The sequence below is a fragment of the Drancourtella sp. An12 genome (assembly GCF_002160935.1).
In the GTDB taxonomy this organism is placed as follows: domain Bacteria; phylum Bacillota; class Clostridia; order Lachnospirales; family Lachnospiraceae; genus Sellimonas; species Sellimonas catena.
Window position 1 is genome coordinate 42,756 of sequence record NZ_NFLO01000004.1, and the last position, 26,036, is coordinate 68,791.

Sequence of the window (26,036 nt, forward strand, 5' to 3'; positions counted from 1 at the left end):
AGAATCATTTGTGATATACTGTCATGGAAAGGAAAGATAGGCTGGAAATCTATCCCATACATTTTATGGACAATAAGTAGGATATCTTGCGTAGAAATATATGAATAATGATTATAAATTCATTTATATGAAAAACCTGCAAACTTCACATAGCTCACATAATGAGCTTGCTCGACTGTCGAAAGAAATAAATTCCTTTTCTGGCAATTATTTGCTTTTAGATTTTACAGGAGTTACTTTTATTTCTTCTAATCAGTTTGCTGTCTTAGGATGTATATTGTCAGAGTTTCAACGTAAAAATAGAAACAAGAAGATAGCGATCTCTGGAATGAATAATAAGCTCTCATCCATTATAAGGGTAAACGGATTCAGCAAACATTTTTCTTTGGAGCCGTTACCGGACAGATATAATACTTCAATTCCATATAAAATATTTAGCGTATTACAGATTGATGAATTTGAAAAGTATATTACTATCAGTCTTTTTAACCGTTCAGACATTCCAAGAATGTCTTCAGGCGTAAAAGAGTGCATGATTGATAATGTATTGGAAATATTTAATAATGTAAAAGAACATACGAATGCGGAGTATTTATACACTTGCGGACAATATTTCCCGAAGAAAAAGCTTCTATATTTTACTGTAGCTGACGCTGGAGAAACGATTCCTTATAATGTTACACGTTTTTTCACTAATCAGCATCTACCATTGAATGATTTTGCAGTTAAATGGGCAGTTCAATCGGGAAATTCCACTCGCCAGACAGGAAGTCCAGGAGGGTTAGGTCTATATCTTTTGTCTGACTTCATAAAGATGAACAAGGGAGAGCTGTTTATTGTTTCTGGTAACGAAACTTTCGAACAGACTAATCGAGGAGTTCGGTGCAGATATTTAGATTTTGCTTTTTCTGGCACTATTGTAACAATGGCTTTTAATATAGCTGACGATTCTAGTTACTGCTTAACCAGTGAAAAGGAATTGGATTTATTCTTATAAGGAGGTAGGTTTGATGAGTAAAATTATTGATGTTGCTGAGGTTATAGGTTCTCCTTCAGCGCTAACGCAAGAACAAGGCGAAAAGATATATTCTATTATTACCGATTCTATGAGTAGAGAAGAAGGAGTTACTTTGGATTTTGAAAATGTAGAGAGTATGATTTCTCCGTTTTTAAATACTGCAATTGGACAACTTTATGGATCTTTTTCTCCTGAGATTATCAGTAGTTACTTACATGTAGAAAACTTTCCAGATGCAAAACAATCCACTCTAAAAATCGTAATTGACAACGCAAAGAAGTATTATAGTAATAAAGAAAGATATACTACAACAGTGAAGGACGTGATCGGTTAATGTCAAGTCAGAAACTACCTATTTCCAGCGTCGTTCCAAAGCAGACAGATATTTTTATGTTGGATACCAATATTCTTATCAAAATTCTTTATCCTGCAATGAATGATAAGAATGTTATGCCATATGAAAATTTATATGCAGCACTTTTAGCTGCAAAATCAAAGTTATTTATTTCTTCTATTCAAATTTCGGAATTTATTAATAGATGTATACGGTTTCAATTTGCCTTATACAAAGATTCCGAAGACAACAGGGAGTTTGATTTTAAGAAAGACTACCGGAATACAGATGATTATAGAAATTCTATGACGGCTATATTGGATATTATAAATTTTGATATTATTCCCAATTATACATTCATAGACGATGGATTTAGTAAAATGCAGAATGACCAAATATTCAGATATGGATTTTCGTATGATTTTAATGATTCTTTATTGCTTGAAATTGCCAGTCAAAACCATGCTATGCTAATTACAGACGACAGGGATTTTGCGAATTATAGTTCGGATGTAAAAATTATAACCAATAACAAAACTTTACTTATGTTTTCGTGAGAATCAATCACGAAGCAGATGCCTTAGAAATTTTAGCTTTAATTAAATAAAGTCAAAGGATTGACAGAGGAGACCGTGAAAGCGGTCTCCTTTTTATATGTACAAAGCGATTCCGTTTCTCCTATATTCTATATAAATACAGAATACAGGAGGAAATGAAAATGGAACGAAAAATGAGAATCATTTGGAAGGCATGCAAAGTATTACCGTTTGCAACAGTTGGAGGAATTGCTGGGTACCAGATCCGGAAATGGTTGGACTCACGAAAGGGCAAGGATGCAGAACTGGAGAAGAAAAAACAAACAGGAGACTTCAAACGGAACATCCATGCGCTGCAGTACGACACAGAGAAAGCACTGTACCAGCGGTGTGTTGAAAAAATCGAGGAATCGAGCAGAATCGGAGATATGCACTGCTATCTTCTGAGCAGCGGAACCTGTGACTTGCCGGAATGGATTAAGAAAAAGCTCCTTGCGTATGGGCTGGATCTGTGTTGCCACACAATGCATGATGGCAGCTGTTGGTGTGAGGCATATTGGGATAGTCAGGCATCCGGCAAAATGAGAGAGTATCATTCCATTATTTGAGAAATAAAACGATCCGCTTCGAATTGGACGAGGCGGATCGTTTTTATATAGATTCACTTTGGAACAAAACAATATAGATAAACAATGCTCACGATAAATATTGTATTAATTATTGTTACATAAGGGATTACGTATGCAAATTCACGCCGTTTCCTCGTTCCTGTTATGATAATTCCAGACAGCAGAAAAACACAAAGCGACATCAAAAACGAACACAAAATTACAGCGTTATGTGTGATATTATCCCTGCTATCCGAGTGATAAAATAATATCGCATGGAAATTACTGGAAACAATGTCCTAAATTGTTTTTTATATAAGGGAGGGCAGAGCATGGAGAAATTCATTGTAAAAAAACTTGGAGATTCTACAGAAACAGTCACCGTCCGGTTGGACAGCATTTTGCTGTCGGAATACGATGATCTGGCAAAGCAGACAAACCGCTCCAGGAACGAACTGATGGTCATGGCCCTCCAATTTGCCTTAGATAACCTCGTCATCGAATAACGTATGCAAATTCCGGGAAATTTTCCCGAATTGATATACTAACATCAACAACGAAACAGCAAACAGAAAAGGAGAAACAACATTATGAAAAAGAAACAGGTTTTGGCACTGATGTTAAGCGCAACCGTCGTATCCGGAAATGTTATGACAGCTGGTGCGGCAGATCAGGTAGGTACCACAGCAACCGTTCAGGCAGTCCAGGAAGCAGCTGCGGATCCGGTAGCACAGACAAAAGAAGCGGTACAGGAAGTAACAGCGGAAGCAACAGAAACAGCGGCATCTTCTAATAAGGAAGAAACAACAACACAGGAGACAGCGCCAGAAGCTACAGCTTCCAATAAAAATGAAACTTCCGATTCTGCCCAGAACGCTTCTGCGTCCACAGAGACAGCAGAGAAGAAGGAAGAAACTGCAGCAGCTACAACAGCTGACAAAACAACAACAGCAAACAGCACAGCCGCAACAACAGATAAAGCAGCAGCAAATAATACTGTTGCGGTTCAGAATAATACGGAATCCGGGGAATCTGCCGAAGATGACGAACAGCACTGGACAGAACTGCCGGACGGAACAGTTGTGCCGGACGAAGGATGGATGTTCGATGAAAACGGAAACTGTGTGCCAATCCCGGAAGAGGGAGATACGGAAACAGATAACGGCAACACAGACGAAGAAAAAGGACCGGTCCTCCAGGTAGGGGAAACCTTTGAAGTGGCAGACCAGCAGCATACCATGAAATACAAGGTCATTGCGGACGGGAAGGTGGAGCTGTATGAAATGATTGCGGACAAACCAGACCAGGCGCCGGCGAACATGACGATCTCCGGCAAGGTGACGTATAAAGGCAACACGTATCAGGTATCCAAAGTCAGTGATGTGTCGGTTGCGGTTGTATGGCATACGCAGAACCTGACAATTGGAGAAGGAGTAGAAGATCTGAATGTTGCCCTGTATCAGTTCCGATTAGATACTTTGAGTCTTCCGGCATCCCTGAACCATATCTTTGGCCAGGAAACAGAAACAGATGCCAATGGGGACGTTTGTATCAAACCGTTCTATGATGACCGATACGGACAGAGAATTGATAAATTCATCCTTTCAGAAGACAACCCGATATTTGTCCTGGAAGACGGCAACATCCGCCTGAGAAGCGAAGCTGAACAGGAAGTGCAGGTTGGGGACGAACTGGAAAAAGACTACATTCAGTATGTCGTTACCGGGGAAAACGAAGTAGAAGTGACAGGTGCTTTTGCTGGAAAGAGCGATACCCTTACTATTCCGGCAGCTGTGCATATCAAGGGCAGGGATTTTAAGGTAAAAGCAGTTCAGGCTACATTTAAAGTTCCACTTGGATCTATCAAACATCTGGTTATCGAAGAAGGTGTTGAAGCGTTCAGACAGCACTTAAATGGCGGTGCATCAACTTCTAACCATAATTATGGATTGGAAACAATCACTTTGCCATCCACCTTGAAGGAATATGATGCCTTTTCCGCAAAAGATTTAAAACGAATTGATGTTGCGGAAGGTAATCCGAATTACAAGTCGGTAGATGGAGTCCTTTATAATAAGGAGATGACAGAGTTGATTACGCTCCCGGCAAGCGCGGACATGGAAGAATACACTACACCAGATTCAGTTACGAAGGTGTTAGGCATAGCTATGGACTATATCAAAACGATTAAGAAAATAACAATAGCTGATTCCGTTAAAACGCTAGAACTTGGCGCTGTTGCATCTACAACCGGATTAGAAGAACTGGTAATTGGTTCAGGAATAGAAGAAATGGGCGATGTGGTAGTAAGGGATTGCTATGGCTTGAAAAAGTTAACCATTAAAGCAAGCTGCCGATACTCAGCTGAAAGCTTCAGCCATTGCCCGGACCTGGAAGAGGTCTATATCGAAGGAACCCCGACTGCTTTTGGAGGGAAAGTATTGACGGATCTCCCATCTTTGAAAGCGTTCCATGTATCCAATTCTGACACTCTGTTCTCTAAAGATGGTGTGCTTTACGGATACAAAGGAACCGGCGGGTCTGTAATCTCTAAGTACCCAGCAAACAAAGCAGGGGATACTTTCATCCTTTCCGAGGATGTCAAGGGATTTGACGCCTATGCATTCCATAAAACACAAAATCTGGAAACACTGGTGATCCCGGCTGGCGTGCAGTTAAGAGCAGGTACGGTTTATGACCCTGCAAAACCGATCAAAGTGTATGTAGGGGACAGCACTTTAAATACAGAAGATTCCAGTCCGTTGTTTGTATCAGACGGCGCGGAAAAGATTACTGTCTGTGTCAACAACCAGGCCTTTGCGGATGAATTAAATTCCAACGGAAGACTCTATGGAAACGTGGAAGCAGTCGTGGAAACCATTCCGGCTACCAGCCTTTCTGTAGATCAGGAATCCGTTTCCTTAAAGCCGGGCGAAGAGACAACCATCCAGACCTCCTACGAGCCGTATTATGCAACGGAACAGATGACATGGAAATCCAATGATGAAAATGTTGCAACCGTTGAAAACGGAAAAATTAAGGCAGTCGGTTTCGGAACAACTACCATTGATGTGACTATGGGCAGCCAGACTGCATCGGTGAAAGTAACAGTCCGCCTGCCGCTGGAAAGCATTACCCTGGATCAGAAGGAACTGACATTAAACCGTGGAGAGTCACAGAGCCTTACAGTTAGCTACAACCCAGACAATACGACAGACAGCAAGGACGTATCTTGGAAGTCTTCCGATGAAAAAGTAGCAACTGTGGATCAGAATGGAAACGTGAAAGCTGTTGGAGCCGGAACAGCAACAATTACTGCAAATGGTGCGAACAACACGAAAGCTACTTGTGAGGTAACTGTCAAAGTTCCAATGACAGGCATGACGATCAATCATAAAGAATTGACCCTCAATAAAGGGGATTCCGAAAAACTGAAAGTGACAATCACTCCAGCCGATACGACTGATGATACGACAGTAGAGTGGTCTTCTAGCAACACAAATGCAGTCACTGTTTCTAAAGACGGTACTGTTACAGCTGTAGGAAATGGAGATGCACAGATCATGGGTTACTGCAATGGATTCCAGGTGTTCTGTAATGTTACTGTAAAAGTACCGATGACAGGATTTGAACTGGAAGAGACTGAGCTTACAATGAATCTGAACGATACTCATTTCCTGAACGCAATCTGGAAACCAACAGATACGACAGACAATACAGCCGTAACTTGGAGTTCATCCAATGAGAAAGCCGTAACAGTAAATGAAAACGGTTTCTTAATGGCTGTAGGCGCAGGAACTGCAACCATCAAGGCAGAATGCAACGGCTTTGAAGCAACCTGTAAAGTAACAGTGAAAAATCCTCTGCTGGGTCTGTCTATTGACGGAGATATTTATACTTACTATTTAGAGGAAGGACAGGAGGTAGACCTTGATGTAACCTACTATCCGGAAGATACAACAGACAATAAAGATGTAACATGGACTTCCAGCAATCCTAATGTAGCATCTGTTGATGAAAATGGAAAAATCACAGCAAAGAAAGCCGGAGAGGCTACTATTACAGTAACACACGAATCCGGCCTGACTGACTCCCGTGATGTTGTTGTAACTCAGAAAGAGGTGCCGCTTGACAGCATTTCTCTGGATCAGACAACGCTGAACTTGGATGTAGATGCAGATGCAACTCTGAATGTCATCTACAATCCGGACAATACAACAGTAGACCGGACAGCAGAATGGACTTCTTCCAATCCAGAGGTTGCATTTGTCGATGGAACCGGAAAAGTATTTGGAAGATCCGAAGGAAGTGCGGTAATCACAGCGACAGTAGACGGAAAAACAGCGTCATGTACTGTTACTGTCACAAAACCGGAAATTCCGTTAGATGCAATCAATTTTGGCGATCGGAATATGGTTCAAATGACAGAGGGAGAAACGGATAAGCTGACAGTATACTATGCACCAGAGAACACAACAGTGGATCGTACAATCACATGGACTTCCAGCAATCCGAATGTGGCTACTGCTGAGGGCGATGGAACACTTACCGCACACGGCGAAGGCGTTACAATTATCACAGCAACTGTTGCAGGAAAGAGCGCATCAATCCGCGTGGTAGTATACGCAAAAGCCACAATAGTGGAAAGTGTGACACTGGATCATCAGTCTATGGACTTAACGGTTGGCGATCTTGCGAAATTGAAAGCAACTGTAAAACAGTCTGGCGGAGACGTAGTATCCGTGAATTGGTCATCTAGCGATCCGAGCATTGTCCAGGTCGATTCCTTTGGTAATATCAAAGCGATTGGCGAGGGAACTGCTACAATTACTGCATCTGCACAGGATAAGAGCGCAAGCTGTGTTGTAACAGTAAAGAAAAAAGAAGTGGTAGTAACCGATCTTACCATCGACAAAGATAAACTGACACTGGAAGAAGGAAATACCGGAAAAGTGACTGCAAAAGCGACAAACAGTGATGGAACAGAAGCAAAAGTAACGTATGCTTCCTCCGACACATCCATTGCTACTGTTGATGCAGATGGAACGATCCATGCATTAAAAGAAGGTACGGTAAACATCACAGCATCTGCCGGAGAAAAATCCGTAAGCTGCATCGTAACCGTTACTGCACCGCAGGATCCGGACGGACCGGAAGACCCGGACGTACCGCCGGTAACACCGGAAGATCCGGAGAAACCGACAGACCCGGACGATGGAAACCAGGGCGGTAACGAGGAACAGAAACCGGATGACGGGGATAATCAGAAACCAGACGGCGGCGACGAAGAAAAACCGGACGGTGGAGAAGACCAGAAGCCGGACGATGGCAACGATCAGAAACCGGACGGTGGGGAAGATCAGAAGCCGGATAGCGGAGACAACGATCAGAAACCAGATTCCGGAGACGAAGAAAAACCGGATAGTGGCGAAGATCAGAAGCCGGACGGCGGGGAAGACCAGAAACCTGACGGCGGAGACAATGAGCAGAAACCGGATAATGGCGACAACCAGAAACCGGACGATGGCAATACAGACTCCGGACAGGACAATGGCGGCAATGACCAGACGGGCGATGGCTCCGATACGGGCAACGGATCCGATACAGATAACGGAAACGATGCAGACAATGGCTCTGACACAGACAACGGATCTGATACGGACAAAGGTTCCGATACAGACAAAGGTTCCGATGCAGGCAAGGATTCCAACACGGACAAAGGTTCCGGCACGGATTCCCAGGATGCAGATAAGGACAGCGCTTCTACCGAGGACGGTAAGGATACCGTCAAGACAGGTGATCCGGCCATGATGGGACTGTGGGCATCCCTCACAGCACTCTCAGGCGGCGTGATTGCAAAACTCAGAAGAAGAAAGAAATAAGTTACAGGATAGGCCCCTGCCGGACGTGCAGGGGCTTGCCAGAAGACAAGGAGGGAAGGACATGGAGAAAGCAATGAAAATGGCAGGAAGGGGCGTACAGCGGGCAGTATGTGTGGTTTCCGCACCGGGCTACTGGATCTACCGGGGGCTGCGGTTTTTAGAACGCATGGAGGCCGGCGGCGTATTTGCGGCGGTGATGCTTGTGTACTTCCTGGGACATGGTTTCTACGAGCTGTACCTTGACGAGGTGGACTTCCTGGTGATTCTGGCAAAAAACCTGTTTGGGTTCTGCTTCACGGGCGGGTTCGGTGCGGTACTGATCGACAATGTGCTGCGGGTACTGCGGGAGATCCTGGACCCGGTACACCGGATCCACTTAAATGCCCGCAACGCACTGGGGAAACCTGCATTCCGGGTGAAGAACCCATCTCCATACTCTGTTTGCAAAATACGATAGTAAGGGCCGGCGTTTGTGCCGGCCTTTTCCCATGTACGGCCAAAAAGAAAGCCCCGGGCACTCAAATGCCCGGTGCTAATAAGGCAGTAAAATGTAGAGAAGATGGTGTAACCCCCGATATGCGGCGGATTACACCGTTTTCTTTTTTATGCAGTCAGCTGTTTTGGAAGCTGTGATGTGCTTCGCATCTGTTCCATCATCTTTCGGATCTCCTGCTCGTCAGGAAGGCTCACTAGTCCCACCGCTGTAAAATAGATGTCGACCTTCACTGACTTGTGCGCATATTTCTTCTCCGGATTGTGTACCTCAATGCGCCGAATCAGCTTGTTGACGATCGTCGGCGTCAGTTCTTTCATATCGGTAAACTCCCGCAGCCCCTGCAAAAGCAGGCGCATATCCACCGATTTCTGCTCCATTTCGGACAGCTGCTTTTCTTCCTCCCTGACCTTTTCCAGTAGCTCTTTCTGCTCAGCTTCATACTCCACCGCCATCCTTGCATAGCGTTCATCTGACAGCTTCCCGATCACATTGTCCTCGTAAATCCGATTGAACAGCTTATCCAGATCGGCGATCCGCTTTCTGTTGCCTTCCATGGAAAGCTTTAATTCCTGCTGCCGCTTTTTCTGGAATTCCCCGCATTTCTGCTTCTGCATATAGAGAAATACCGACTCATAGCAGCGCACAAAATCCGCCAAACCCGCAACTGCTTCCTTCACAATCATTTCCAAGACCACATCCCGAATGAAATGAATCGTACAGCTTCCTCTGCCGTCCTTGTAGTTGGCGCAGCGGAAAAACTCCTGATTGCGTTTCAGTGACTTGGCGGCGCAGAAGTGCAGCCTTGATTTGCAGTCCGCACAGAATACCAGTCCTGAAAACAGGCTTTTCCGATTCGTTTTCGTCGGCCGGCGCTTGTTCTTCCTGAGCTCCTGCACCCGCAGCCATACATTCTCGTCAATGATTGCCTCCTGCGTGTTGGGAATGATCTGGTATTCCTCTTTCGGATTCTCAATCACCTTATGCACCTTGTAACTGACCGTAGAAGATTTCCCGTTTACCGTGCAGCCCGTGTACTGCTGGTTTTCCAAAATATGCTCTACTGTGCTTTCGTGCCAGCCGTAGATATTTGCCGGAACGGGATTGCTTGTCTTTCTGCCAATCGAGTGAAAATATGCTGTTGGCGTCAAAACCTTTTCTTTTTCCAACTGCCGTGCAATCTGCGTCGGCCCTTTCCCGGCAAGGCAGAGAGCAAATATTTTTCTCACCACCTGCGCCGCTAGCTCATCGATATACCACTGCTCTTTGTCGCCTTCGATCTTTTTGTATCCATAGGCAACAGCAGAGGCGACCCGCCTGCCCTGTGAGGCTTTCAGCTCATTGACCGCACGGATTTTCTTGCTGGTCTGCGCCGCATACCACTCGTTGAAGATGCTGTAAAAGGGCAGCATTTCCATTCCCTCACCGGTCGTGGAATTGATGTTTTCCTGTATGGCGATAAAGGTAATGCCGAGAGACGGATAGACTACCTGCGTCAGTCTGCCCATCTCGACCTGCTCACGGCCGAAGCGGGAAACATCCTTTACGATGATCGTCCCGACCTCTCCGTTTTCTGCCATTCTCTGCATTCGCTGAAAATCCGGTCTTTGAAAAGTCGTCCCGGAAATCCCATCGTCCACAAAGAAAAACGGGTGCAAATACCCATGTTTTTTAGCGTAGTCCAGTAAAATCTGTTTTTGATTGGTAATGGAGTTCGACTCCATATCCTTTTTGTCATCGTCCACCGATAAACGGCAGTAAAGGGCGGTGATCTTTTCTTTTTCCTGCCCGTTTTTGTTTTGCGTTGTCATTGATTCTTCAGTCTCCTTTCTGACAACCGGGCATTGCAGGGTAATGCCAGTATACCGTGCAGTGCCCGCATTGTCGAATGTGCAGGGTTAAATATTTTGCAGCTCCAGAAGCAAATCACGGAACTGCTTTAGGACGGTTTCTCTGCCCTCTGTATCAAAATGGGTGGTCACCTCATAAACCGTGCCGCCGATCTGCATGGAAAAGGAATCGTTGTCTGGCGAATAAAAGTAGGGAACGAAACTTCCCAAAGGAATTATTTTATCGTCCATTTACCGTTCCTCCCTTGCGTTTCGTTCTCTCTGCCGCTGCCATTTTTCCAGCAGTTTCAGAATGGTATTCTGCATATCCTTGCCCGTATAGCTTTTGGGAAAATACTTTTGCAGTTCCTCTTTGGGAAAGCGGATCTGTTCCTTCTGATTGGCTTTCTCCTCGCTCATTACGGCAAAGATAACATCAGAATTAAGCCTGCCCTGACGGGAAAAGCCACGGAGCCTCTGCGCCTGTGAAAGGGAAGGTGTAGCGTCCGCATATTCGATTTCGTTCAGAAGCAAATGCTGTTCCTGTTCCGTCAAGTACGACAATTCCACCGCAGGCGTGAGGGCGATTCTGCCCTCATCCACCATCTCAAGCAGTTCAGGAATTAAGTAAGTTAAACGGATATACCGGTGCAAAGTATCCTTGCCGATACCAAATTCATTTGCGATTCTTTCATCGCTTCGATACTTTGTCGCAGGCTGCGACGAAGTTAAATCGGTACGCTGACCTTGTTTCCGGATTGCTTCCCATTTCATTTTGTAGGCGAATGCACGCTCACTTGGCAATATGTTTTCCCGGTGCAGGTTTGCGTCTACCATCATGGAAACCGCCTGCTCGTCGGTCAGATTTCGGACGATAACAGGCAGTTTTTCTATTCCAAGCTCCCTGCAAATCTCCATTCTTCTGTGTCCTGATATGACCTCGTATTCACTTTCCGAAAGAGGACGGACGATCAGCGGCTCGATTGTACCTTGTGCCTTTATGCTCTTTAAAAGCTGTTCCTTTTCCTCTCCGTTCCGCAGCTTGAACGGGTGATTCCGAAAGGGAACCAGATGTTTGAAATCCAGATATTCAATCGTTTCTTTTTCTTTCATATATTGTGAAACCTCCGTTGTTTTTCTTTTTTCGGGTAGTAAGCATTCTTACTCTATTCGTCTTAATAGCTTCTGATCTTCGGAACTTTAGAAGTACGAAAACCGGAAGTCAGAACTTTTTTAAGTAGATGATGTTCGGTTTGCCCTGTCCCTGCCGCTTGCGGACAATCAGGTCTGCCTGCTCTAATTCCGAGAACAATCTGCATATCTTTTCGTGCCCGAAGCGCAGTTTTTCCTGAGCCTCTTTGACAGTAAAGAACTGGTATATGCGTCCACGCTTGTCCGTCCAGCCGTTTTTGGCGGAAAGGTGCATCCGGTCGAGCAGCAGGCCGTAGAGCATTTTAGCGTCGGTGGAAACCGGCTTGTATTTTTCCTCTGTGAACAAAGCCTTGGGGACTTTGTAAAAGACATAGCTTTCCGCTTCGGATAGTTTAAAGTATGGATTCAGATCATCACCTTCTTTCTGTCACGGTTTCAAACCGTGATTTTGTATGTTCGGGTATTACGGTATTCCTTATGGCGTTTTCGCTTAAGAAAAGCCTTGATTTCTGCGGCTTTACGGATTCCAAAAGCGTGACACCTATACCGTTTTTCTGCTTGCTTTAAGCAGCAGAATATTCCTTTCTTAAATCCCCGCCCTATCGGAGCGAGCAGACTGTTTGCACTCCTACCGTCGCAAAACAGTATCACTCGTCAGGACTCCGTCCTGAAACCTGATTGGGGAAGTGCCGCCCGTTTCCTGCGCTGGCGCTCGGCGGCTTTCTTCCGCTTTTGAATGGCGGCGCAGTCCGGGCAGTAGCGCTGGTTCTTTGCCTTTGGTACGAAGTACGACTTGCAGATTTGGCATCTCTTTTGACGGCTTGGCTGCATGATCTCGGCAAACAGCTCCCTGTCTGCGGGAAGGACTGCGTTTTTGAAATAGTTGCAGTAGATTCCGTACCGGCTGATGCACTGCACACAAGCGTGCTCCTCGCCGTCGTCCAGCAGCAGGCAGTTGCCGCCTACATAATTGCAGCAGAGCTTTCTGACAAGAGCGTTGATCCGCTTTGACTGCTTTGGCGTGATTTTTATGACCATGTTTTTCACCTCCTCACGATTTGATGATCCATTGATTTACAGAGCCTGCTGTTTTCTCCGAATGCCGTTCCTGCCCCGGAGTCTCACCGCAGCGTCACTTTGTTCGCTCCTGCAAGGTCATGGCAAAGTCATATCCCATTCGGATCGTTATTCAGTTTTCAAGGTACAATGAAAAGGCCTTTCACTTATTCCCACTGGGTGAACTCAAATTCCAACCCTAAACGGAAAAATATTTGCGAATTAAAAAGACCCCTTCACTCATTTGGACAAAGGGTGCCGAAATGCACACCCATTTTTGAGGTTTTCTAAGAAAAATTATTATTCGGCAAAAATCCCTCTCACTTATTTGGAATTGCAAAGCCAAATGACACCCTATTTCACAGAAAAATAAGAAAATATCTTTTCGATTGCGGGCGCTTTATTTTGCTTGCTCCGAAAAAGCCCCTTCACTTATTCCCACTGAGAACAGCCAAATGCACACCCTGAATCTCAAAAAATTTTTATCCCTTCACTTATTTGGAATTGAGAGGTCAAAACGCACCCTGTTTTTCAGAAAAAAGGCAAAAAAATTTGCCCGCCTATATTGGCGGGCACACTTTCGATACAAAAAATATAATTAGCCTTCTTAAATACAGCGAACGCATACATATTGGTTGAATAATTCGTCAAAAAGTGTTATAATAAAGCATCACATTATGGATTTTGCCGTTTGTCGGGAGGTTATATGCTATGGCAATCAGCTATAAAAAGTTATGGAAACTACTGATAGATAAAGACATGAAGAAAAAAGATCTGGAACAGGCGGCGGGAATCAGCCATTACACCATTGGAAAATTGAACCGTGGTGACAATGTTACTACTGAGGTGCTGGCAAAAATCTGCATTGCGCTTGGTTGTACGATGGATGATATCATGGAGATCATTCCGGATCATACGGATAAGATAACGGAGGAATAACAATGGCACGGACAGCGAAACCGAAAAAAGAAGTATCTATGGAGGAAGCGCTTTGGAAAAGTGCGGACAAGCTGCGTGGCTCAGTAGAGCCTGCGGAGTATAAGCATGTTGTCCTGAGCCTGTTTTTCCTGAAATTCGCCGGTGATAAATTTGACGCTCAGAGGGAAATGATTGCAAAGCAGTACGGCGAAAAATTTGTGGACACGGTGGCGTTCTACACAAAAGACAATGTTTTCTATCTGCCTGAGGAAAGCCGCTGGTCATACATTATGGAAAACGCCAAGCAGGACGACATCGCCCTGAAAATCGACACGGCGCTATACACCATTGAAAAATCAAATCCGGCGCTGAAGGGCGCTCTGCCGGATAACTATTATTCCCGCTTGCAGCTTGACACGGCAAAGCTGGCTTCCCTACTGGACGAAATCAACCGCATCAATACCGATGATAAAGAGAATGACATCATCGGGCGCATCTATGAGTATTTCCTCAGCAAATTTGCGCTTGCCGAAGGCAAAGGCAAGGGCGAATTCTACACGCCAAAATGTATTGTTAATTTGATTGCCGAAATGCTGGAGCCTTATGATGGAATCCTGTACGATCCCTGCTGCGGTTCGGGCGGTATGTTCGTGCAGTCCATGAAGTTTGTGGAAGCGCACCACGGCAACAAAAAGCAGGTTTCCATTTATGGGCAGGAATATACAAATACCACCTATAAACTATGTAAGATGAACCTTGCTATCCGTGGCATTTCCGCAAATCTTGGCGAGACGGCGGCGAATACCTTTACCAACGACCAGCACAAGGATCTGAAAGCCGATTACATTATGGCAAACCCGCCCTTTAATCAAAAAGCGTGGAGAGCGGAAAACGAATTGATCGACGATCCCAGATGGGACGGCTATGAAGTGCCGCCTACCAGCAACGCAAACTATGGTTGGATTTTAAATATCGTTTCCAAGCTTTCGCAGAACGGCGTCGCCGGCTTTCTGCTTGCAAACGGCGCACTGTCCGACGACGGAACGGAGCTGAAAATCAGAAAGCAGCTGATTGAAAACAATCTGGTGGAAGCAATTATCATCTTACCGAGAAACTTGTTTTATACCACCGACATCAGCGTCACGCTTTGGATACTGAACAAAAATAAAAAAGCCCGTGTTATAGAGCAGAACGGGCAGCTCAAGCGTTACCGCAACAGAGAGCGGGAAATTCTCTTTATGGATTTGCGACAGATGGGCAGCCCCTACGAGAAAAAATATATTGAGCTGACGGAGGAAGATCGGGCGAAGGTTACTTCGGTCTATCACAACTGGCAGCAGGAGGGATATGAGGAAACCTACGAGAATATTCCGGAATTTTGCTATTCCGCTTCTTTTGAGGAAGTCGCAGAAAAAGGCTTTACCCTTGTGCCCAGCCGGTATATTGAATTTGTCAACCGTGATGAGAATATCGACTTTGATGCGAAGATGAAAACTTTGCAAAGCGAACTGAAAGAACTGCTTGTGCAGGAAGAAAAGTCAAAGGCGGATTTGCTGGCCGTGTTTAAGGAGTTGGGCTATGAAATCGAATTATAAAAAACTCGGACCGTATATCCAAATAGTTGATAACAGGAATAAAGACCTTGCCATTACAAGACTGCTTGGTGTTAGTATAGAAAAACGGTTTATTCCCTCGATTGCTAATATTGTCGGGACGGATTTATCAAATTATAAAATTGTCAGAACAGGGCAATTTGCCTATGGTCCGGTTACTTCCCGAAATGGCGAAAAGGTATCTATCGCTTATTTAGATAGTGATGATTGCATTATTTCCAGCTCGTATACTGTTTTTGAAGTGATAAAAAAAGAAGAACTTGATTCTGAATATCTCATGCTCTGGTTCAGCAGACCGGAGTTTGACCGTTATGCACGCTATAAATCCCACGGTAGTGTGCGGGAAATTTTTGACTGGGACGAGGTGTGTAATGTTGAACTTCCTGTTCCTTCTATCGAGGAGCAGAGAAGTATCGTCAAAGCCTACAAGGCAATCACCGACAGAATCGCTTTGAAGAAACGGATAAATGATAATTTAGTAGCGGTTGGAACTACTTCTATCCAGAAGAACATCGGCAGAGGTGCATTGATAAATTTGACCGAGGCAGAAATGGATAGATTGACATTCCCAGAGGATTTTAAGGTTCAAACCGTGTCCGAGTTTTGTGCTGAAACAAAATCCGGTTCGACTCCTTCCCGCACCAATAATAAATATTGGGAAAACGGAACGATTTCTTGGGTCAAATCTGGCGAGGTACATAACAATATCACTTTGCAGACAGAAGAATATATTACTCCGTTGGGGTTAAGTGAGAGTTCCACAAAACTGCTTCCCAAAGACACCGTTTTAATGGCAATGTATGGTGTTACCGCAGGCGAAGTTGGGTATCTCGCAATCGAGGCAACTACCAATCAAGCAATTTGTGGTATGATATGTCGCTCAAAAGCTGAAGCGGCATACTTGTACTTCTCACTTATTCAAAGTCAAGCGACGATAAGCAGACTTTCCAATGGTGGAGCACAGGATAACCTTAGTAAAAACTTCATTGACAACATAAAGATTGTAGTTCCTCCGTCTGAGTTCATCGAAAAGCTAAATCTTGCCGCAATCGTTGAGCAAATGACTTTGAACACAAAGGAAATTGCCTTACTTGAAAAACTGCAATCCACAGTATTAGCTCAGTTATCAAGCCGCTAAATTATCATTTTTAGGAGAACATGTTTATGAGTGAAATCATTAATTGGTGCAATAACAATGATGGCTTTGTTATGGCAATTTTAGCTATTTTAAGTTTGATTTTAAGTGCGGTTGCAATTATTGTATCAATAAAAACTGCTCGTATGCCGTATAAAAAAGGATTGAAACTTGGGTCGTCTTACAACATATTATTTAGTCAGCATCCAATTACTTCTAAAGTAAACAGTCAGACGGTAGGAATGTCTATAACTGCTGTAAATATCGGCTCTAGAGACATCAATATTTCTTTTTTAGGGTTAGCGGTAAAAGATAAGATGTTTTTTGGTAAAAAACAAAAGATGGTTGGAATTAATGAAGATATTGGCGGGAAAGGTATTATTCACCCTACAGAGCTTAATGAAGCAAATTATAATACCTCTGATTTGATTTTAGCATTCGCTAAAATACCTAATGCTAAAGTTTATATGTATGCAACAGATACAGAAGGAAAAAGCTACTGCCACTTTATCGGAAAAGCAAAAAGTATCATTAGAAATTTATCAGTGTAAAATTTCTAAAAAGTAGGTGATTAGAGTATTGAACATTAATGAAAATATATTAGAACTATTTAAAGACTGGAATTTTTGGTTGTCATTAATAACCGGATTAACTGCAGTTATTGCCCTTGTACTAACTTTGATGCAGATTCGTTTAAGTAATAAACAAAGTCTTTTTGAAAGACGATTGGAATGTTATCTTAAAATTGATGGATTGATGCAATTATATAAAGAAAATCAGAAATTACTTGAGGCTGAGCGAAAAGACGAACCGCTATTTGCAGTGGATTTGGAGTTTTTATGGCTTACTAATAACACTTATTTGGAAGAAGCAAGCGAAGCGATTAAAAAACCGTTAGAAAATCCGGAACACAAGAAATTTCTGGTAAAGCGTGAAGAACTGAAAATGCTTTCGGCGGAAGCAGAGCTTATTTTCAAAGGAAGATCGGCAAAAACTATCAGTTGTTTTATTTCTGATTATGAACAGTTACTCTTTAAAATGTATCAGTACCAAATTCTTTTAAATAATATGCGAAATTATTCCGAACAGTTCAAGGCGACATTAGAAATGGCTCAAAAAGGAGTTAATGAAACAGCTTATAGAGAAAAATTACTTCATGCTTATGCAAATATCAAAATGGCATATTTACAGGTATCTAAGAATCATGTAATGGAAAAACTTAAAAAACAAATAAAACTGTAACTTGAATAATTCACATGCGAAGGAGTGACCACAATGGCAAACTTTAACGAACACGCCTTGGAGTTATCCATCATGGAGCTGTTCAAGGATGAAGGATATACCTATCTCGCAGGAGAGCAGATCCATCGGGAGCGCACAGAAGTCCTGCTTGCCGATGACCTGCGGCAGTATTTATATAACCGCTACGCCAAGGACGGTATCACTCCCGGCGAAGTGGAAGGTATCCTTTTGCGCCTTCGCAACATCTCCGGCACGGTGTACGAAGCGAACAAGGCGATACATAAACTGCTGTGCGACGGTTTTATCCTTAACCGTGAGGACAGGACACAGAAGGATTTATATATTGAGCTCATCGACTATGACAATCCCGAAAACAACATCTTCAAGGCGGTCAACCAATTTGAAATCGAGGGCGTGGGTGGTCAGCTCCGCATTCCCGACGGCATTGTGTTTGTCAATGGCATTCCCGTGGTGGTGCTGGAATTTAAGAGCGCCGTCAAAGAAAACACAACGATTATGGACGCTTACAAGCAGCTTACCGTTCGCTACCGCAGAGATATTCCGGAACTGCTTAAATACAATGCATTTGTAGTCATCAGCGACGGGGCGAACAACAAATACGGTTCTCTTTTCAGTCCCTACGACTATTTCTATGCGTGGCGGAAAGTTGAATCTGAAGACAAGGAGCTGGACGGTATCAACTCCCTTGTCACCATGATAAAAGGGCTGTTTCGCAAAGACCGGCTGCTTGCGGTTATTAAGGATTTTATCTATTTCCCCGACAACTCGGATAAAGAGCTGAAAATTGTCTGCCGTTATCCGCAATTTTTCGCCGCTACCAAGCTGTTTGAGAATATCAAGCTGCATATGCGTCCTGACGGTGATGGAAAGGGCGGCACCTATTTCGGCGCTACCGGCTGCGGCAAGAGCTATACTATGCTGTTTCTGACCCGTATGCTGATGAAAAGCAAACTGTTCCACAGTCCGACCATTTTAATTATCACCGACCGCACCGATTTGGATGACCAGCTTTCCCGCCAATTTGTGGGCTCTAAAAAATACATTGGAGACGAAACGGTGATCAGCATTGAATCCCGTGAGAAGCTGCGGGAAGAATTGCAGGGACGGGAAAGCGGCGGCGTGTATTTAACGACTATTCAGAAATTTACGGAGGATTTGCAGCTTCTTACCGATAGAACCAATGTCATTTGTATTTCTGATGAGGCGCACCGGAGCCAGATCAACCTTGACCAAAAGGTCAAAGTGACCGAAACGGGTGTGGAGCGTAAATATGGCTTTGCCAAGTATCTGCATGATTCCCTGCCGAATGCTACCTATGTCGGCTTTACCGGAACGCCGGTGGACGGGACGATTGAAGTATTCGGTCCTGTGGTAGATTTCTACACCATGACCGAATCGGTGCGTGACGGCATTACCGTCAATCTTGTTTACGATGGGCGTGCGGCGAGGGTGACGCTGGACAATGCAAAAGTCAAAGAAATCGAACAGTATTACGATCAGTGTGAGGCGCAGGGCGCTAACGAGCATCAAATTGAGGAAAGCCAGAAAGCTGTTGCCCAAATGGAAGCAATTATCGGCGATCCGGACAGGCTGCGTGCAGTTGCCAAGGACTTTATTCACCATTACGAAACCCGTGTGGCAGAGGGCGCTACGGTTGCTGGAAAGGCAATGTTTGTCTGCATGAACCGCAACATCGCTTATGACCTTTATAAAATCATTGTAGAGATGCGTCCCCAGTGGTCGGAAAAGAAAATCAGTGAAGATGAAACAGCGCTTACCGATAAAGAGAAAAAGGAACTGAAGCCTATTGAGAAAATCAAGCTGGTGATGACTCGTAACAAAGATGATGAGCCTGCTCTTTATGAAATGCTTGGAACAAAGGATGATCGTAAGGAATTTGACCGGCAGTTCAAAAATCCGAAATCCAATTTCAAAATCGCCATTGTTGTCGATATGTGGCTGACCGGATTTGATGTTCCGGAGCTGGATACCATCTACATAGATAAACCGATTCAGCAGCATACTCTGATTCAGACGATCTCCCGTGTCAACCGTGTCTGCGAAGGCAAAGACAAGGGCTTGATTGTGGACTATATTGGCATCAAAAAGAATATGAACCTTGCTTTAAAGAAATACACGAATTTTGAATGTGATGAGTTTGAAGGTGTGGAGCAGGCGGTTACCATTGTCAAAGACCAATTAGAAGTGCTGGCGCAGATGTTCCACAGTTTTAACAGCAGGGATTTCTTTGAGGGCTCTCCGACGGAACAGCTTGCCTGCCTCAATCGGGCGGTCGAATATGTACAGCTGTCGGAGGAACTGGAAACACGTTTTATGGCAGCGGTCAAGCGGATGAAGCAGGCTTTCAATCTTTGCAGCTCCAGCGAAAAGATTTCGGACGAAGAAAAAGATTATATCCATTTTTACTGCGCTGTCCGCTCTATCCTTTTCAAGCTGACCAAGGGAGACGCCCCGGATATTTCACAGATGAACGCCCGTGTGCGTGAAATGCTGGAGGGCGCTATCCAGTCGGACGGCATCGAGGAATTGTTTGAAACCGGAAAACATATCTCTGTTGACATTTTCAGCGATGAGTACATGGACAAGATAAATGCTATCCAGTTGCCGAACACCAAAATCAAAATCTTGCAAAAACTACTTTCACAGGCAATCGACGAATTCAAGAAGGTCAACAAAATCATGGGTGTAGAGTTTGCGGACAGATTAAAGCGGGTGGTTGACGAATACAATAACCGCCGCAGAGATGAATCCTATGCCAATGAGGTGCTTGACGATATTGCCGGGAAGCTTGCCGATCTGCTTGCAGAGCTGAAAACAGAGAAGGACTCCTTCAAAAAATTAGGGATAGACTACGAGGAAAAAGCCTTTTATGATATTTTGAAAGCCGTTGCAAAGAAATATGAATTCGATAATGAATATCCGGATGAAAAAATGCTTGAGCTTTCAAAGAAAATCAAAGTCATTGTTGACGATAAGTCCCGCTATACCGATTGGTCTACCCGTGATGACATCAAAGCAAATTTGCAGGTGGATTTGATTTTGCTGCTGGACGAATACGGCTATCCGCCGGTAACGCTGGATGACGTCTATAAGGAAGTGCTGGAGCAGGCGGAAAACTTTAAGAAGTACGCCGGTTAAAAGCATATAAAATCAATCGGGTCTTAGGGCAGCGCCCTAACGAGAATCACTGTTTGTAGCCATATGGGGATACAAACAGTCTGCTCGCTAAGATGATACAGAAAAACCGGAGAAGGCAGCAATGCTTTCTCCGGTTCGTTCTATGTTACCCTGATTTTCTTCGACTTTGCTTTTGAAAGCTTTATAATCAAATTATCTACAGCGTCGGTATAGCGCCCTTCCTGCCGCAGCTTGCTCTGAACCCAAAGGAGATTTTGGACAAGAAATCTTCGCTCAACTTCCGAAAGATAAAGATGAAATTTCTGTTCTTTCATATGTAAATCAACTCGCTGTTGACGATTTCAGAGGCTCGGTTTCGGATGTTGTTCGTCTTTTGCACCCACTCCATAGGACGATTGGCTTTCAGCTTTTCCGTGACATTTTCCTGCTTAGAAAGTGCGGATACAAGCGATTGAAACAGCCGCTCCGCCTGTTGATCTACCGCTGCCAGATGTTCGTTCAGCGTTCCGGAAGTCAGCAGATTGTAATACCGAATCCAGTGGTGCTGCTTCAAATACTGCCGGTATCGCTGTCCCCAAACTCCGATTTCAATTTCTTTTTCGGGCGGTACTTTCAGATTGGGTAGTTCATAATCGCCTTGACGGGTATATGTGCCGCCTGCTTCTTCATAAATGTTTTTCATCGTAAAAACCTCCTGTGTTTTTTGGTACTTTCATTCTACAGAAGATTCTCAGGAAAGACCAATGTGCCGATTGCAGTTTTAATAGCATATACAGAAAAAGAGTACGAACCTTTTGATTCGTACTCTTGTTTCCTTCCTGCAATGCCGGTTTCTGTGTGTTTTTCGGATACTGCCTTATACACACTCAGCAAAGCCCAGGGCTGTTTTTTGTTTCCGGGTTGGAAAATTATAATGTACCTTCGGAGAAGCAGTCCGCAAACTGCTCTTCAAGGATGGAAGCGGTGTCCGGCTGGATCCGCAGGGTATTCTGGTAAGTTTTATAGGTCTTGACGGAGAACTGTTCCACCAGCCGCCGGTCCTGGTTGATGTGGGTAATGCAGCTGTTGACCTTCCGTTTCGCCTCCCGGACGGAAACATTCTTCATTTCCGCAATCTTCTCATAGGGCAGTTCCTTTGGGCCGTTTAAGTTGACCCGCAGCAGGAAGTAGTCCAGTTCCTCTTCCGTGGTATGTTCTTTCAGGGCATGGATCAGGGCTTCCTGGCTTTCCTTTTCCGCCAGGGATTCCTCCGGCGTCTTGATCCTGCTTTTCAGTTCGCAGGCCTCCTCAATCGGTGCGTAGTTGGATGCGTAGGCGTAATACAGGGTGGACCGCACCACACGCAGGGAGAGTCCGGTCTTGTTTGCAAGCATTTCCTCTGTCCACTGGACGCCCTGTTCCTCGTAGGCTGCCACGGCACGCCGGATTTTTAAGACATTGGCGGCATCGTACTGGGAGAGTTTGTGGATGTTCTTCATCAGGTATTCGGAAATCACCTGCTTGAAGTACCGCACGAAGTAGGTAGTCGGCGTAGTACGTGTCGGGTCATAGTCCCGGTATTTCTCGAAGAAGATGATGGCCATGTCCTGGCACAGGTCCGCAAAACAGTCGCTTGGGAGCCGGTATTTTTTCGTCATAGTCTTTGCCAGGTCAATCCCGTAAGAGCGGACGGTCCCGAAGAGGACTGCCTTGATATCATCCACCTGTTTCAATTCCCCATAAGTCAGGTTCCGTTCCTCCTTGATCCGGTCGAGCTGGTCGAGCTTTTTCAGGCCGACGTAAAAAATCCGTTGTTCCTTTGTCATATCTAGTATCTCCTTTCTCGTGTCTTCTATCAAACAATCTTCTGGGAAACCTTCCCTTATCCCTATAGGTAAATTTGGAAGAAATGTCACCGAAAAATCCACATAAAAATGGAAAATTTTCCCGGCATCCTACCTTTTCCGGAAGCGGCACGCCACGGGCGGAAAAAGAGGGGGCGGTTCTGCCATATTACGGGGTGAAAAACTAAAAAGAAAGGATGGGAAGAACGTGAAACGATATCCAAAAGTGCTTGCCGCCCTTTTGGCAAGCGTGACTCTGTGTTCCACCGCCGCCTCTGCTGCGGAAGGGTTTGCGGGGTGGAATGCGGAGAACAAGGACGATGCCTGGACCGTGTATACCACTACGGACTGGAACTCCATGGCGGAGTACCTGGTACTGGAAAACAATTCCAGCTCCACCCAGGCGCTGAATTTAAGCACCCAGGTCAACAGTCTTAGGAATACCGTCAAGGACACCTTAAAAAACCTGGACGGACATCCGGGGCTTTACAAGAATACCGCCTACACGGAACTGATGCTTGCCATGATCCAGGTGCTCTCAGGCGGAAACCCCAGTGCGGATGACCCGTGCTGCATCAAGACCTACATTGACCCGGACGCCCAGGACATGACGGAGGAGAAATCCATCCGGAAGCTGTTCTACCGCCTGACTGCCTGTGAGGAGGCCCATGCCGTGAAGTACGGGGAGACCAGCGTGTATGCCAATAACGAGGCGCTGCAGGCCGTGGTGCAGGGCGTGGTCCTGGGCACAAAGTACTCCCGGGAGACGGAAAAGTACAGTGTCAGCAACGCCCAGGCCTACATCAACGCCCATAAGGACGATCTCCACGGCAACCCGTCGGCTTCCTTCGCCCGGGAGGTAGGGAAGCGGTACACCGCAACCCAGTCCGGTTCCCAGTACGTGGGAAACCAGGACAACGAGGTGGCAAGGAAGATCGTGGAAGCCGCCTACACCCAGCTGGGGACGCCGTATGTGTGGGGCGGGACAACGCCTTACCGTGGGCTGGACTGTTCCGGCCTGACCCAGTACTGCCACCGGATGGCCGGTGTGACCATCCCGAGGACGTCCGGTCCCCAGGGCAGCGGCGGGATGGCAGTCACCTCACCGGAACCGGGGGATATTGTCTGCTATTCCGGCCATGTGGGCATCTACATCGGCGGCGGGCAGATGATCCATGCTCCGCAGCCGGGACAGGTAGTCTGTATCGTAAAAGTCTGGAGAAACCCGTGGTACCGGAGATACTGGTAATTGTACCTTGGTGAGGAGGTTGGAACGATGTCTGACTTAAGTGATCGTATCGAAGAAAAGGGTATTGAAAAAGGCGCATTAATGACAATTCGTCAAGCCCTGGATAATGGGATGGACGAACTGTCCGTGAAGAAATTCCTGAATGCGACAGATGAACAAATTGAAAAAGCAAAAACTCTTTCTTTAAAGGCGTAACAGTAGAAAAAGGGCCCGTGGGCTGTCCCTTTTTTTGTATGCAAAACGGTGCGTTCCGGCCATATTCTGTATGATAAATATCAGAAGATTGGAGGGAACAGATATGTTGAATGACATTAAAAAACTGGAAATCGGGAAACAGCAGGAGATCCGCATCCTGATTAAAAGTGCGGAGAACGCCAAGACCCGCACCGGCGACAACTACCAGCGGCTTGTGGTCCGGGACGAGAACGACCACGAAACCATTGTCCTGAACTTTAAAGACAGGATCGAGGGGAAGTTCCCCCTTGTGGTCAATGCCATGGTGGATACCAGTGAGTACCGGGAGTCCGCCAGCATCCGGATCCTGTCCTACCGCATTGACAGCAAGGCGAAGGCGGACCAGTTCCTGCCGAAGGCGGCCATTGACCGGAAGAAGACGTTGACAGCGCTGTCTGCCAAAAGCCAGGGCATCCGGATGGGGCTTCGGAAGATCGTGGCCGGGGTGTTAAACGACCATGTGACGGCATTCAGTACCTACCCGTTCAGCAGCAGCGGACTCTTTGCCCGTGGCTCCGGGATCCTGGAAGCGTCCTATAAGCTGACCCTTCTGGCGGAACAGACGGCGGAAACGCTCCACCTGGACCGGGACCTGATGATTGCGGGTGCCATGCTCTACTACATCGGGCGTACCCAGACCATTGACCATGCCTACAACTACACGCCGGACGACGTGCTGTTGGGGAACGGTATGGCGGCGGCCATGATCGTCCAGGCGAAAGTCCAGGAGATCCGTGCCGGGAAGGACGAGGAGCTGAAGAAAGCACTGGACGACACGGACATCCGGCTTTTGGAACACATCCTGGCAAGCCGGGCGAAGGGCATCCCGACAGCCATCCCGGAAGCCTGTGCGCTCCGGCACCTGGACGCCATCGTGACGGAAACGGAAGCCATCGCTTCCATTGCAGAGGACAGCGGCCATGATGCTATTGTCCAGGACCGGAACTTCTTCGGCAACCGGGTGTACGTCAGATAGGAGGCGAAACAGATGCAACCGATCAATTGCTGCCGCACAGTGGCATATCGCATTTCTCCTGTTTTATCTCACGGCCCTTGCGGTCCTGGAATCTTTCCTCGGCCGCTGAAAAATGTTTTTCCTGGGGATGCCTCATATTGTGTTCGAAAAAAAATAGAATACAACAGGAGGCAGACAGAACATGATGACAGCAGAACTGAGAAACCATTGCAACCGGACGGAGGTGCTGGCCTGTTTACTGGCAAAAGAGGCAGGGCTTGCAGAGGAGGAGATCCGCAGCCTTGCCTTTGCGGCAAAATACCACGATATCGGGAAGCTGATGATCCCGGAGTCCATTCTGGACAAGCCGGGGAGACTCACCGAAGAGGAACGGAAGGTCATGGAAAGCCACGCAGAGTCGGGCTACCGGATGCTCCAGGGCTACCCGGAAGGGATCCGGGAGATTGTCCGGTACCACCATGAGAACGAGGACGGGAGCGGCTACTACGGGCTTACCGGGGAGGAGATCCCGGCGGGTGCCAAGATCCTGCACCTGTGTGACGTGTTTGACGCACTGACGTCCAGGAGGAGCTACAAAGCGCCGTGGACGGTGGGGGATGCCCTCGCATTCCTCCTTGAGGGGAAGGGGACGTCCTTTGACCCGGCACTGACAGACCTGTTTGTTTACCGGGTGATCCCTGCCCATGTCATCCCACAGAAGAAAGAACAGTCCGCTTAAGGCGGGCGTTCTTTTTTTTATGCAGGAATCCACCTGGAAC

24 protein-coding genes are annotated in these 26,036 nt (G+C 45.9%); 17 read left to right on the plus strand and 7 right to left on the minus strand.

The window, feature by feature from the left end:
• Nucleotides 1-100: 100 nt before the first annotated feature.
• The 7 genes from B5E64_RS05725 to B5E64_RS05755 all read left to right on the plus strand — a co-directional run bounded on the left by B5E64_RS05725 (nt 101) and on the right by B5E64_RS05755 (nt 8,835).
• A complete protein-coding gene (locus B5E64_RS05725) occupies nt 101-997 on the plus strand; it encodes an STAS domain-containing protein (RefSeq protein WP_087167577.1) in 897 nt (298 codons plus the stop codon).
• Between the two features lie 13 nt (nt 998-1,010).
• Nucleotides 1,011-1,352 (plus strand): STAS-like domain-containing protein, encoded by a 342-nt coding sequence (locus B5E64_RS05730; protein WP_087167578.1) that lies wholly within the window; start codon nt 1,011-1,013, stop codon nt 1,350-1,352.
• Nucleotides 1,352-1,909 (plus strand): PIN domain-containing protein, encoded by a 558-nt coding sequence (locus tag B5E64_RS05735; RefSeq protein WP_087167579.1) that lies wholly within the window; start codon nt 1,352-1,354, stop codon nt 1,907-1,909. Before B5E64_RS05730 ends, B5E64_RS05735 begins: the two co-directional genes overlap by 1 nt.
• Nucleotides 1,910-2,070: 161 nt before the next feature.
• Nucleotides 2,071-2,496: a hypothetical protein gene (locus B5E64_RS05740; RefSeq protein WP_087167580.1), complete on the plus strand. Its 426-nt coding sequence runs from the start codon at nt 2,071-2,073 to the stop codon at nt 2,494-2,496.
• Between the two features lie 332 nt (nt 2,497-2,828).
• On the plus strand, nt 2,829-3,002 hold the full coding sequence (locus B5E64_RS05745; RefSeq protein ID WP_087167581.1) for a CopG family transcriptional regulator: 174 nt from the start codon (nt 2,829-2,831) through the stop codon (nt 3,000-3,002).
• Nucleotides 3,003-3,086: 84 nt separating this feature from the next.
• Nucleotides 3,087-8,378, plus strand: a complete 5,292-nt coding sequence (locus B5E64_RS05750) for an Ig-like domain-containing protein (protein ID WP_087167582.1) — start codon at nt 3,087-3,089, stop codon at nt 8,376-8,378.
• 61 nt (nt 8,379-8,439) lie between these two features.
• Nucleotides 8,440-8,835, plus strand: a complete 396-nt coding sequence (locus B5E64_RS05755; protein ID WP_087167583.1) for a hypothetical protein — start codon at nt 8,440-8,442, stop codon at nt 8,833-8,835.
• Between the two features lie 146 nt (nt 8,836-8,981).
• Here the strand turns inward: B5E64_RS05755 and B5E64_RS05760 are convergent, their stop codons facing one another.
• The 5 genes from B5E64_RS05760 to B5E64_RS05780 form a co-directional block, all read right to left on the minus strand.
• On the minus strand, nt 8,982-10,682 hold the full coding sequence (locus B5E64_RS05760) for a recombinase family protein (RefSeq protein ID WP_087167584.1): 1,701 nt from the start codon (nt 10,680-10,682) through the stop codon (nt 8,982-8,984).
• A gap of 87 nt (nt 10,683-10,769) precedes the next feature.
• Nucleotides 10,770-10,952 (minus strand): transposon-encoded TnpW family protein, encoded by a 183-nt coding sequence (locus B5E64_RS05765; RefSeq protein WP_087167585.1) that lies wholly within the window; start codon nt 10,950-10,952, stop codon nt 10,770-10,772.
• Complete coding sequence (locus tag B5E64_RS05770; RefSeq protein WP_087167586.1) at nt 10,953-11,813, minus strand: ParB/RepB/Spo0J family partition protein; 861 nt, start codon at nt 11,811-11,813, stop codon at nt 10,953-10,955.
• Nucleotides 11,814-11,922: 109 nt separating this feature from the next.
• Nucleotides 11,923-12,261, minus strand: coding sequence for a replication initiator protein A (locus tag B5E64_RS05775; RefSeq protein ID WP_087167587.1), 339 nt, complete (start codon nt 12,259-12,261; stop codon nt 11,923-11,925).
• Between the two features lie 245 nt (nt 12,262-12,506).
• Nucleotides 12,507-12,890 (minus strand): cysteine-rich VLP domain-containing protein, encoded by a 384-nt coding sequence (locus B5E64_RS05780; protein ID WP_087167588.1) that lies wholly within the window; start codon nt 12,888-12,890, stop codon nt 12,507-12,509.
• A gap of 729 nt (nt 12,891-13,619) precedes the next feature.
• Between B5E64_RS05780 and B5E64_RS05785 the strand changes: the two genes are divergently transcribed.
• The 6 genes from B5E64_RS05785 to B5E64_RS05810 are packed head-to-tail and all read left to right on the plus strand — an operon-like array spanning nt 13,620 to nt 20,996.
• On the plus strand, nt 13,620-13,847 hold the full coding sequence (locus B5E64_RS05785; RefSeq protein ID WP_015517850.1) for a helix-turn-helix transcriptional regulator: 228 nt from the start codon (nt 13,620-13,622) through the stop codon (nt 13,845-13,847).
• A 2-nt stretch (nt 13,848-13,849) separates the two neighbouring features.
• Complete coding sequence (locus B5E64_RS05790; RefSeq protein WP_087167589.1) at nt 13,850-15,421, plus strand: class I SAM-dependent DNA methyltransferase; 1,572 nt, start codon at nt 13,850-13,852, stop codon at nt 15,419-15,421.
• On the plus strand, nt 15,405-16,577 hold the full coding sequence (locus B5E64_RS05795; protein WP_087167590.1) for a restriction endonuclease subunit S: 1,173 nt from the start codon (nt 15,405-15,407) through the stop codon (nt 16,575-16,577). The genes B5E64_RS05790 and B5E64_RS05795 overlap by 17 nt, the downstream gene beginning before the upstream one ends.
• Before the next feature lie 26 nt (nt 16,578-16,603).
• On the plus strand, nt 16,604-17,125 hold the full coding sequence (locus B5E64_RS05800; RefSeq protein WP_087167591.1) for a hypothetical protein: 522 nt from the start codon (nt 16,604-16,606) through the stop codon (nt 17,123-17,125).
• Between the two features lie 28 nt (nt 17,126-17,153).
• Nucleotides 17,154-17,816 (plus strand): hypothetical protein, encoded by a 663-nt coding sequence (locus B5E64_RS05805; protein WP_087167592.1) that lies wholly within the window; start codon nt 17,154-17,156, stop codon nt 17,814-17,816.
• Nucleotides 17,817-17,849: 33 nt separating this feature from the next.
• Nucleotides 17,850-20,996, plus strand: coding sequence for a type I restriction endonuclease subunit R (locus B5E64_RS05810; protein ID WP_087167593.1), 3,147 nt, complete (start codon nt 17,850-17,852; stop codon nt 20,994-20,996).
• Between the two features lie 310 nt (nt 20,997-21,306).
• On the opposite strand, the gene B5E64_RS05815 is transcribed toward B5E64_RS05810, so the two are convergent.
• Entirely contained in the window at nt 21,307-21,678 is a 372-nt protein-coding gene (locus B5E64_RS05815; protein WP_087167594.1) for a TnpV protein, read from the minus strand.
• Nucleotides 21,679-21,904: 226 nt separating this feature from the next.
• A complete protein-coding gene (locus B5E64_RS05820; protein ID WP_087167595.1) occupies nt 21,905-22,801 on the minus strand; it encodes a hypothetical protein in 897 nt (298 codons plus the stop codon).
• 226 nt (nt 22,802-23,027) lie between these two features.
• Here B5E64_RS05820 and B5E64_RS05825 point away from each other — a divergent pair, with 226 nt between their 5' ends.
• The 4 genes from B5E64_RS05825 (at nt 23,028) to B5E64_RS05835 (ending at nt 25,996) form a co-directional block, all read left to right on the plus strand.
• Nucleotides 23,028-24,068, plus strand: coding sequence for a C40 family peptidase (locus B5E64_RS05825; protein ID WP_242960101.1), 1,041 nt, complete (start codon nt 23,028-23,030; stop codon nt 24,066-24,068).
• Nucleotides 24,069-24,095: 27 nt separating this feature from the next.
• Entirely contained in the window at nt 24,096-24,263 is a 168-nt protein-coding gene (locus B5E64_RS17995) for a hypothetical protein (protein ID WP_162610142.1), read from the plus strand.
• Between the two features lie 103 nt (nt 24,264-24,366).
• On the plus strand, nt 24,367-25,278 hold the full coding sequence (locus B5E64_RS05830; RefSeq protein WP_087167596.1) for a hypothetical protein: 912 nt from the start codon (nt 24,367-24,369) through the stop codon (nt 25,276-25,278).
• A 181-nt stretch (nt 25,279-25,459) separates the two neighbouring features.
• On the plus strand, nt 25,460-25,996 hold the full coding sequence (locus B5E64_RS05835; protein WP_087167597.1) for an HD-GYP domain-containing protein: 537 nt from the start codon (nt 25,460-25,462) through the stop codon (nt 25,994-25,996).
• Nucleotides 25,997-26,036: the final 40 nt, after the last annotated feature.